The sequence below is a fragment of the Vibrio sp. V43_P6S15P86 genome, from assembly GCF_009904725.1.
In the GTDB taxonomy this organism is placed as follows: domain Bacteria; phylum Pseudomonadota; class Gammaproteobacteria; order Enterobacterales; family Vibrionaceae; genus Vibrio; species Vibrio diabolicus.
The window spans coordinates 1-9,231 of record NZ_WXWT01000010.1 but is presented as its reverse complement, the minus strand read 5'-3'; the positions used below and the strand labels follow the sequence as shown (position 1 = coordinate 9,231).

Annotated in this window: 6 protein-coding genes and 1 pseudogene; 3 read left to right on the top strand and 4 right to left on the bottom strand. The window is 44.7% G+C overall.

The annotated features are described in order from the left end of the window. Positions 1-89: 89 nt before the first annotated feature. Positions 90-770 (top strand): MaoC family dehydratase, encoded by a 681-nt coding sequence (locus CAG69_RS00705; RefSeq protein ID WP_005391037.1) that lies wholly within the window; start codon positions 90-92, stop codon positions 768-770. Positions 771-829: 59 nt separating this feature from the next. Here the strand turns inward: CAG69_RS00705 and CAG69_RS00700 are convergent, their stop codons facing one another. After that, positions 830-1,654: a phosphate ABC transporter substrate-binding protein gene (locus CAG69_RS00700; protein ID WP_005391035.1), complete on the bottom strand. Its 825-nt coding sequence runs from the start codon at positions 1,652-1,654 to the stop codon at positions 830-832. A 266-nt stretch (positions 1,655-1,920) separates the two neighbouring features. On the opposite strand from CAG69_RS00700, the gene CAG69_RS00695 reads away from it, so the two are divergent. Further along, a complete protein-coding gene (locus CAG69_RS00695) occupies positions 1,921-2,274 on the top strand; it encodes a DUF3024 domain-containing protein (protein WP_012842479.1) in 354 nt (117 codons plus the stop codon). Positions 2,275-2,314: 40 nt separating this feature from the next. Here CAG69_RS00695 and CAG69_RS00690 read toward each other — a convergent pair whose 3' ends face one another. Further along, complete coding sequence (locus tag CAG69_RS00690) at positions 2,315-3,124, bottom strand: AraC family transcriptional regulator (RefSeq protein WP_161442206.1); 810 nt, start codon at positions 3,122-3,124, stop codon at positions 2,315-2,317. Positions 3,125-3,196: 72 nt separating this feature from the next. Continuing rightward, the gene (gene rnb / locus CAG69_RS00685; RefSeq protein WP_161442204.1) at positions 3,197-5,200 is read right to left on the bottom strand and encodes an exoribonuclease II; all 2,004 of its coding nucleotides are present in this window, start codon (positions 5,198-5,200) and stop codon (positions 3,197-3,199) included. Between the two features lie 413 nt (positions 5,201-5,613). Between rnb and CAG69_RS00680 the strand changes: the two genes are divergently transcribed. Next, entirely contained in the window at positions 5,614-7,548 is a 1,935-nt protein-coding gene (locus CAG69_RS00680) for a DEAD/DEAH box helicase (protein ID WP_161442202.1), read from the top strand. Between the two features lie 73 nt (positions 7,549-7,621). Here CAG69_RS00680 and CAG69_RS00675 read toward each other — a convergent pair. Next, positions 7,622-9,160 (bottom strand): annotated as a pseudogene (locus CAG69_RS00675) (putative bifunctional diguanylate cyclase/phosphodiesterase). Between the last annotated feature and the right edge of the window lie 71 nt (positions 9,161-9,231).

The window sequence follows — 9,231 nt, the reverse complement described above, 5'->3', positions numbered from 1 at the left end:
GTGTTCGCCCGAAAGTATTTGCAAGACTTTGTGAACTAATTCAAAATTAACTGGTATAGCCAGTTGTGCTTAAATTTTTAAGGGTGTTTATGAAGGTCACAAATCTATTTAAAGACAAAGTTGATGCGATTTCTGCTCATCAATCCGAGTTTATGAATTGGATGTCTCCAACGTTACGCGATTATTGGAGTGACTTTTTGGGAAAAGCTCAGAATAGCTTTCTTTTCTCGAAAGTTCGTGATCACCAACAGCCAGCTGTTAACGAAGAGGTTGCGCCTCAACCTGCACCAATCGTAATGGCACCTGAGGCTCAAAAGCTGTATGACGAGTTAAGTGAAAAAATTGGTGAAGTGATTCACACTGGTGACTGGGTGCATGTATCTCAAGAACGTATCAATCAATTTGGTGCGGTAACGGAAGACATGCAGTGGATTCACACAGATCCAGAACGTGCGTCAGTTGAATCTCCATTTAAGACAACCATCGCTCATGGCTTTTTAACATTAGCATTGTTGCCTAAATTGACTGACTCAGTGGACCCTGATAAGCCAATGTTCCCAACAGCCAAAATGGTCGTTAACTTAGGCTTAAACCAAGTTCGTTTCCCTTACCCTGTTAAAGCAGGAAACAACGTTCGTGCGGTCAGCACCTTAACAAAAGTAACGCCGATCAAAAAAGGTTTGGAGATCGAGCGTGAAATTAAAGTGGAAATCGAAGGTATTCGTCGACCTGGTGCTGTTGTCGTTTCTGTTATTCAACTGCATTTCTAATTCCAGAGCCAGATAGAAAACATATAAAAAGAGAGCATTAATATGCTCTCTTTTTGGTTTTATTGATTAAAGCTTTTTACTGGAGTGTAACCGTAATCAGCAATCGCTTTTTGTCCTTGTTCTGAACGAAGGAAGGTGACGAATCCTTTACCTGGTTCGCTAATCTTATTGACTTTGTAGAGTACTAGGAATGGCCGCGCCAATTTATATTTGTGATTGCTAATGTTTGCCGAAGTTGGGTCAATACCATCTAATTGAATCGCTTTTATTGAGCGATCTACTGATCCCACAGAAATAAACCCAATTGCACGAGTATTATGGTTCACGATGGTTTTTACCATGCTGTTGCTATTTACAACCAAGTTGTTCGGGCTGATATCTGAGACGAGGCGATCATTTACGATTTTGGTTAGTCCTAGCAGACTTTCAAAACTGTAGCGTGAGCCTGAAGACGCCTCTCTAGTGACAACAGCGATAGGTTGATCTGCACCCCCAACCTCTTTCCAATTCTTGATTTTACCTTTGTAGATATCAAACAGTTGTTGTTGAGAAAGGTTTTTTACAGAGTTTGTACGGTTTACAACAACAGCTAGGCCATCATAAGCGATAGGATATACGTTGAGATCTTCACCTTTTTCGCTTTCTGTCAGATAGCGAGAGCTCATCCCAATCTCGGCTACGCCTTTATTAACCATTGTAATACCCGCACTAGAACCAATACCTTGAACTGCAATGTAATCGTCCGGGTGTGTTTTGTTGTATTCCTCTGCAAGTACATCCATTACGCGAGCAACCGAGGTTGACCCAGAGATATTAATTTCTTTTGCAATGGCGGGGAGGGAGACTGCTATGGCCAATAACGTCGCCACAGTAAAACGTAACATATTAAACTCCATATACGGTATAAAGCAGCGTTTATGATATTGCGTTCAGGTTACACTTTTGTGAACTGTCAGGTCTAAACAAGGGAATTCTTTCTAACCAAGAGGTGATGTAGGTAGCGTTTCCAAGCAAAGTGAGATGATAATCTGAGGAAATGAGAATATAGCCACACTTTGTTTGAGGTAGGCAGATAATCAGCATCGGTGGTGGTGTAAAGGTTATATACTAGGATCGACAGCTCTAACTATCATCCATCGGGAGAACGTTGATGTCAGTGTCCCAAATGGCGACAAGTCGTTTATACAAATCAGTTCAATCGCTCTGCTCTGCGCGTAATGCTAACCTGCCTGTCGAGCAGGGTAAGTGCCTATATGAGCCAGTGGAGAATGGTGTCGAGCTTCATAGAGCGCATTTTCTTCTTGATTCACAGCACAGCGAATATACCTCTCCCGTCGCGAAGATCGTGTTTGATGAGGGCAATCAGCTTTGGTATTTCTACGTCCCAACGTATCGCAACGAATTATTAAGGTGGATACCTTATAAGCCACTTCCATACAGCCAAACGCTTGAAGAACTACTCACCGAATTGGAAAGCGATCCTCAAGCGTGTTTTTGGGAATAGGGAACGCTCCAATTCTAACAGCTGCCAATGTCGCCATAATTTATGCTTTGGATTTAACGACTTGGTTTCTAAAGTCTTTCGGTGTCATGTTGTAAACCGATTTAAATGCGGTACTGAAATGCGCAGCACTTTTAAATCCGGATTCAAACGCTATTTCTGTTATAGATTTTTCTGACATGCGCAACTGGGTTGCGGCGAAGTTGATCCGCTTCACTTTTAATATCTGTGAAAATGAAAGATCCTCTGCGGCGAGGCGGCGTTTTAAGGTCGCAATAGACATGCTCATATGAGCCGCTAAGCCTTCCAGAGTGATATCTTTCTCGATATTGTTCTCAATATACTTGATGGCCTTTTGAGAGTCGCTTAGGCTGCTTGCATCATCTATGATTGATAGGATGTTTGGCTCTACCTCCACCATTAACGACAGCAGTGCCATTGCGATATGACCTTGTGTGTAGTCTGGAGCATTGCGACTCGCTAAGTTGACCAATGTGTCTTTTAGTTGTGCTACTTCGCTGCTGGTTTGCGCTGAAAAAGGATAGAAGCGCCTTTCTTCCGTCTTGGAGCGTAGCATTGGGTGTGCTTTTTTAAAGTCACAGAATAGATTTGGGTTGAAGAGTAGAGCCAGTGCTTTAAAGCCATCTTCACTAGGAATGGCTTCTGCGCTGCTCAAATCAGAGGAGTTGTAGAGAGTAAAATCTCCAGCTTTAAGTTCAAACTGTTCACCATTTGGTTGATGAACTAATAGGGCACCTTCTTCAACAACATATAAGCCATTATGTGTTGCGGTGTAACGCTCACTTTTGCGCGCAGTGAAGTGATTAAAGCGAATGATCTCAATGTTCGGCATATTCGTTCTTATCATTTTTACATAACAAATAAAAAAGGCGCTCAATAGAGCGCCTTTTAACTTCATTCGGTATTATTCACTTACAGTCTGTTCTGCTTGTGCTGCTGGTTGTTCAGCAAATACCTGGGTTGGCTTTGCAACTAAACTGCGGTTCTCTTGGTTTACGTCCGCAAGGACAATTTCCAATGTATCACCAAGTTTGTATACGACCTCTTTATCGATAGAGATGGTACCGTTGTCGCCATTGCACTCAATTCTTTCTTTATTATCAAGAATTAGTGCACCAGGAATAAAGGCTGCTGCGCCATTTTCGAGAAGTCGGACACGTGCACCAGCACGATTAATATCGAAAATCTCACCTGTGAAACAAGTTTTCTTGTTCGGCTCATCAGCAAGCGTACGTGCATATAACCAATCTGAGACATTTCGCTCAGCAATTTTATGATGTTTACGGTGCAAAGCTAGTTCTTCACCGACTTGATCATCAGGTTTTTGCACGGGCTCTTTGCCTAGGATGACGGCCTTCAACATGCGATGGTTGATCATATCACCGTACTTACGAATTGGTGATGTCCAAGTCGCATAGATATCCAGCCCCATAGCGTAATGAGGAAGAGGCTGATTACCCACTTCACTGTAGGCTTGGAACTTACGAATACGATTATCTAGGTAAGAGGTTTCTTGCGCAGCCAACCAGCGACGCAATGCAGCAAAGCCTTCTAGAGTGGTAATTGAGTCCGCTGTGAATTCCAGTTCACCTTCTGGGTTGACAAGTTGAACCACTTCTTCAATCTTCTCAGTCTTAATGCCAGCGTGAGTATTGAAAACACCTGTTTCAAATTTATCGCGCAGTGTACGACCAGCACAGATGTTTGCGGTAATCATTGACTCTTCAACCAAGCGATTTGCACTGCGGCGCATATCTGCATGGATAGCAACCACATCGTTGTCTTCACTCAGCTCAAAACGGTAGTCAGGGCGGTCTGGGAAGACCACTGCGTTTTTCTCACGCCATTCTGCGCGAGCAAGGGAGAAGTCGTAAAGGTCACGAACGATCGTCGCGATCTCTTCAGATGGTTGCCATGCTTCTGAGCTGCCGTTTTCTAGCCAATCAGACACGTGATCGTATGCTAGGCGTGCGTGTGATTTGATGTTTGCTGCAAAGAACTTGATATCGTCGCCAATTACGCCGTCTTTATTTACGGTTACGGTACAGCAAATAGCAGGGCGGATTTCGCCTTCAATCAGAGAGCATAGGTTGTCTGCTAGATCGCGAGGCAGCATTGGAATATTGCGGCCCGGAAGATAAATAGTATAGCCACGCTCACGTGCTACTTTATCCATTTCATCTTCTGGTGTGATGTAGGCGGTTGGATCTGCGATAGCGATAGTCAGTTCGAAATCGCCAGATTCGGTTTTCTTCGCGTACAGCGCATCGTCCATATCTTTGGTTGATTCACCGTCGATAGTCACGAAAGGAACGTGTGTCATGTCTACGCGTTCTAGATCGGCGTCGTCTTTTAGTTCCCAGTTCTCGATGCCTGCTGGCTCAGAGTTTGGTAGATCGTTTTGAGCAAGCGTTACCCACCAAGGTGCAATTTTGTCGTTCGCGTCTGTGATTTTTTCAGAAATTTCCACGAAGAAAGAGTTATCGCCTTTTAGAGGGTGGCGAATAAGATGTGCGACAACCCAATCTCCCTCTGCGAACTCGTCAGGTTTGAGACCTTTCTTTAGTTTCGCTTTAAGAGAAAGCTTTTTAAGCTGCGGGTGATCAGGTGCTACGTTTAGCTTGCCTTTGAACATTTTGACTCGACCAATAAAGCGAGTCACGGCTTGTTCTAACAGCTCTTGTGGCTCAGCAACTTCGCGTTCATTTTCTGTGCGGATAATGGCGACGACTTTGTCACCGTGCATGCACTTTTTCATGTACGCAGGTGGGATGAAGAAGCTAGTCTTGCTGTCCACTTCCAAAAAGCCAAAGCCTTTATCTGTGGCTTTTATTGAGCCTTCTTTTTTCGGCAGGTTTTCTTGGATTTTCTGCTTAAGCTGAGCGAGTAGTGGGTTATCTTGAAACATCTTTTCTTAAATTACCTATGGAGTTGGGCACACTATAATCATTGCGAGCTATTATTACTACCTGTGGAGCGCAATTTCGCCGTGAATTTTGCTGATCGAATTGCAGGAAATCGGCTTAAATATTGATGAAAAACTCATCTGCGAGCTGCGCAAATCTACGGGGAATGGTGGGGCTGGTGGAAAAATATGCTAAAAATGCCATTATTGAGAATAAATTGTGATGTAATTCAATTTTTTCTGGCTTTTTTTATGCTTTTAAGGAATAATCCGCCTCCCTTAGTCGTCCCTAATGGCTTATCGCGGTTGTGTACTGTGCTGTGTTCCTGTCTGAATGGAATCAGTAACTGGATGAATCAGTATCGAATTGGAAGAGCATATGGGACTGTTTTTTTGTTTAATTAAGTAGGATCCCAATGCAAGATTCTGTTATTCAATTCAGCGATTTATCTCTGAATGATTCTATCCTTTCTGCTCTAGACGGAATGGGTTTCGTGTCACCAACTCCAATTCAGGCTGCGGCAATCCCACACCTGTTGGAAGGTGCTGACGCGCTGGGTAAAGCTCAAACAGGTACAGGTAAAACGGCAGCGTTCTCTCTGCCTCTTCTAAATAAGATCGATCTCAACCAACGTAAACCACAAGCTATCGTTCTTGCGCCAACGCGTGAGTTAGCGATCCAGGTTGCGGCTGAAATGAAAAACCTTGGTAAGAACATCAAGGGTCTTAAAGTTTTAGAGATTTACGGTGGTGCTTCTATCGTAGATCAGATGCGTGCTCTTAAGAGCGGTGCACAAGTTATCGTTGGTACTCCAGGTCGTGTACAAGACCTTATCAACCGTGAACGTCTACACCTAGATGAAGTAAACACGTTTGTACTAGACGAAGCTGACGAAATGCTAAACATGGGTTTCGTTGATGACGTTACTGCGATCATGGAACACGCACCAGAGTCTGCTCAACGCGTTCTATTCTCTGCAACAATGCCTCCGATGCTTAAGAAAATCGTTGAGCGTTTCCTACGTGAGCCTGTAATGGTTGACGTTGCTGGTAAGAACCACACTGTAGACAAAGTTCAACAGCAGTTCTGGGTAGTGAAGGGTGTAGAGAAAGATGAAGCGATGTCTCGTCTTCTTGAAACAGAAGAAACTGATGCGTCAATCGTCTTCGTACGTACTCGTCAAGACACTGAGCGTCTAGCTGATTGGCTATCTGCACGTGGCTTTAAAGCGGCTGCTCTGCACGGTGACATTCCTCAGTCTCTACGTGAGCGTACTGTTGATCACATCAAACAAGGTGTTATCGACATCCTAGTTGCAACTGACGTTGTGGCACGTGGTCTTGATGTTCCACGTATTACGCACGTATTCAACTACGACATCCCATTCGATGTTGAGTCATACATCCACCGCATCGGTCGTACTGGCCGTGCTGGACGTAAGGGTAAAGCGATCCTTCTTGTTCGCACTAACCAAATCCGTATGCTTCGCACCATCGAGCGCGTAACTAAGTCATCTATGGAAGAGATTCAACTTCCTCTACGTGACCAAGTTGCTGAAGCTCGTCTAGCTAAGCTAGGTGCTGAGCTTGAAGCAGAGAAAGAGCACAAAGCTCTAGACAAATTTGCTGAGCTAGTAGAGAAACTACAAACTTCTCTAGACATCGACCCAGCAACGCTTGCTGCTATGCTTCTTAAGCGCCAGCAAGGTAAACGTCCTCTGTTCTACATTGGCGAAGATCCAATGGTTGAAGCGATTGAGCGTGATAAGCAACGCCGCAAAGAGCGCCGTGAAGGTGGTCGTGACGGCGGTCGTAACTTCAACAACCAAGATTGGGATACTTACCAGCTTCAAGTTGGTCGTGAGCAAGGCGTTCAAGTTAAAGACATCGTTGGCGCTCTAGCAAACGAACTAGGTCTTGGTAAAGGTTCTATCGGTGCGATCAAGCTAGCGCAAGGTCACACATTCGTTCAGCTACCTAAAGCAATGACATCAGACGCTGCGAACAAGCTAAGCAAGCTACGTATCCGTCAACAAGATGTTGGTGCTGTAGTATGCGACTTCGATGATTTCCGCGAGTCTCGTGGTGGTCGCCGTGACGGTGGTCGTCGCGATGGTGGTCGTCGTGATGGCGGCGGTTACCGTGGCAACCGCGAAGGCGGCAACCGTGGTGGTGATCGTCGTGAAGGCGGTCGTCGCGAAGGTGGCTTCCGTGGTAACCGTGACGGCAACCGCGATGGTAACCGTGAAGGTGGCGAACGTCGCTTCGATCGTAACCGTGGTGGTGATCACCGTGGTAACCACCGTGGTGAGCGTGGTCACGGCCGTGGTCGTCGCACTCAAGAAGCATAATCACGAATCAGTGATTAGAGCAATTGATTAAATTGCCGTAAGAATTGAAAGCCGAGCGAAATGCTCGGCTTTTTTATGCGCGTCGAATACGGATTTGTTTTTCATCGTGCTCATTTACCCAGGTTATTACTTCGTTTAAGGGTAGGGCTGGGCAGAACAAGTAGCCCTGAATGATGTCGCAGCCACGACTGCGTAAAAAATGCAGTGTATCCATGTCTTGAACGCCTTCTGCGACGACTGAATACCCTAGGCCATGCGCTAACGCTATTGTATTCTCAACGATAGAGCGGGTGCCCTCTGTCCGGCTTGCGGTACAAAGAAATGATCGGTCGATTTTAATTTGATCAACTGGGAGATCTCTCAAAAGCGACAGAGATGAATACCCGGTGCCAAAGTCGTCCAAGCTGATCTTAATACCCAATCCTTTGATTTGGTGAATTAGGGGGTTGAGCTCAACAACTCTATCAATCGCCATCGTTTCAGTAATCTCTAAGCTTATAAGGTCAGCAAATTGAGGGTTTACTTTGAGCAGTGTTTCCAAGCGGTTGAACAATAAATTAGACGAGAGATCTTTTGCAGATAAGTTAACGTGGACAGGAAGCTTGATGTCTTTTTCTATAAAGGTCTGGAGATCTTTTTCAACTTGGTTGAGGACCCACATGGTGATGTTGTGCACTTGATTACTTCGCTCCGCGATGGGGATGAAGTCGTTAGGCGAAATCGTTTTACCATTTTCATCATGCCAACGGATCACGGCTTCAAAGCCGACAGCTAAGTTAGTATGTGCGTCAATCAACGGTTGGTAGTATAGCTGGAACTCCTCTTTTTCCAGCGCACATTGAATACGAGAAGAGATTTCGAGCTGGTATTTGGCCCCGACGTTCATGTCCTCATTATAAAATGCAAAGAGATTGCCATTTCGTTTGGCGTGATACATGGCAATGTCCGCGTGCTTTATCAATAGATCATTGGACAGAGCGTCATAAGGGTAGGTACTGACACCGAAAACAACGCGGGAAGAGACTTGAAACTCATCTAAATGGAAGCGATTAGACAGTGCCGAATCTAACTCTTCGATGAGACTTTTGCCTGTTTCCTCGCATGCTGACGAGGTGAGGATGACAAATTCATCGCCACCAACGCGGAAAATTTTGTCACTGCCTTTAAGTTTCTCTTAGAGACGTTGCCCAATTTGAATCAGCAGTTGGTCTCCACAAAAGTGTCCCATAGCATCGTTGACTTGTTTAAAGTTAACGACATCGAAAAGGATCACTGAGAAAGGGTCTCCAGACTGTATTCTATCTTCGATTAACTCAAAGCAGTATTTACGGTTAGGGAGTCCAGTAAGTGCGTCGTGAACGGCATTACGCTTCTCTTTTTCAGCAACGGTATGAAGTTCTAGTATGGAGTCGTTGCTCCATTTGATAACCAGCACCACAAAAATGCTGCCACCGAATAAAATGAGAGAAACTCCGGTTTCCAAGAGGGAAGCGATAGGTTTTTGCATTATAGCGTGTAAAAAAGCGGCATACGCAAAAATGAAACAGCTGATTAACAACAATAGGAAAGTCCACCCGGGTACATCAGTTCTCGAGCAGATGTTTTTTGTCATCTGCCATCCCCAGCAGAGCAAAATCAAACCTAAGATTACTAATAGAAATGCAATAGTGGGCACATTATTAC

Excerpts from the sequence above, each read along its gene's own strand:
- CAG69_RS00705 (WP_005391037.1), top strand. The coding sequence starts at position 90 with ATGAAGGTCACAAATCTATTTAAAGACAAAGTTGATGCGATTTCTGCT.
- rnb (WP_161442204.1), bottom strand. The coding sequence starts at position 5,200 with ATGTTTCAAGATAACCCACTACTCGCTCAGCTTAAGCAGAAAATCCAA.
- CAG69_RS00695 (WP_012842479.1), top strand. The coding sequence starts at position 1,921 with ATGTCAGTGTCCCAAATGGCGACAAGTCGTTTATACAAATCAGTTCAA.
- CAG69_RS00680 (WP_161442202.1), top strand. The coding sequence starts at position 5,614 with ATGCAAGATTCTGTTATTCAATTCAGCGATTTATCTCTGAATGATTCT.
- CAG69_RS00690 (WP_161442206.1), bottom strand. The coding sequence starts at position 3,124 with ATGCCGAACATTGAGATCATTCGCTTTAATCACTTCACTGCGCGCAAA.
- CAG69_RS00700 (WP_005391035.1), bottom strand. The coding sequence starts at position 1,654 with ATGTTACGTTTTACTGTGGCGACGTTATTGGCCATAGCAGTCTCCCTC.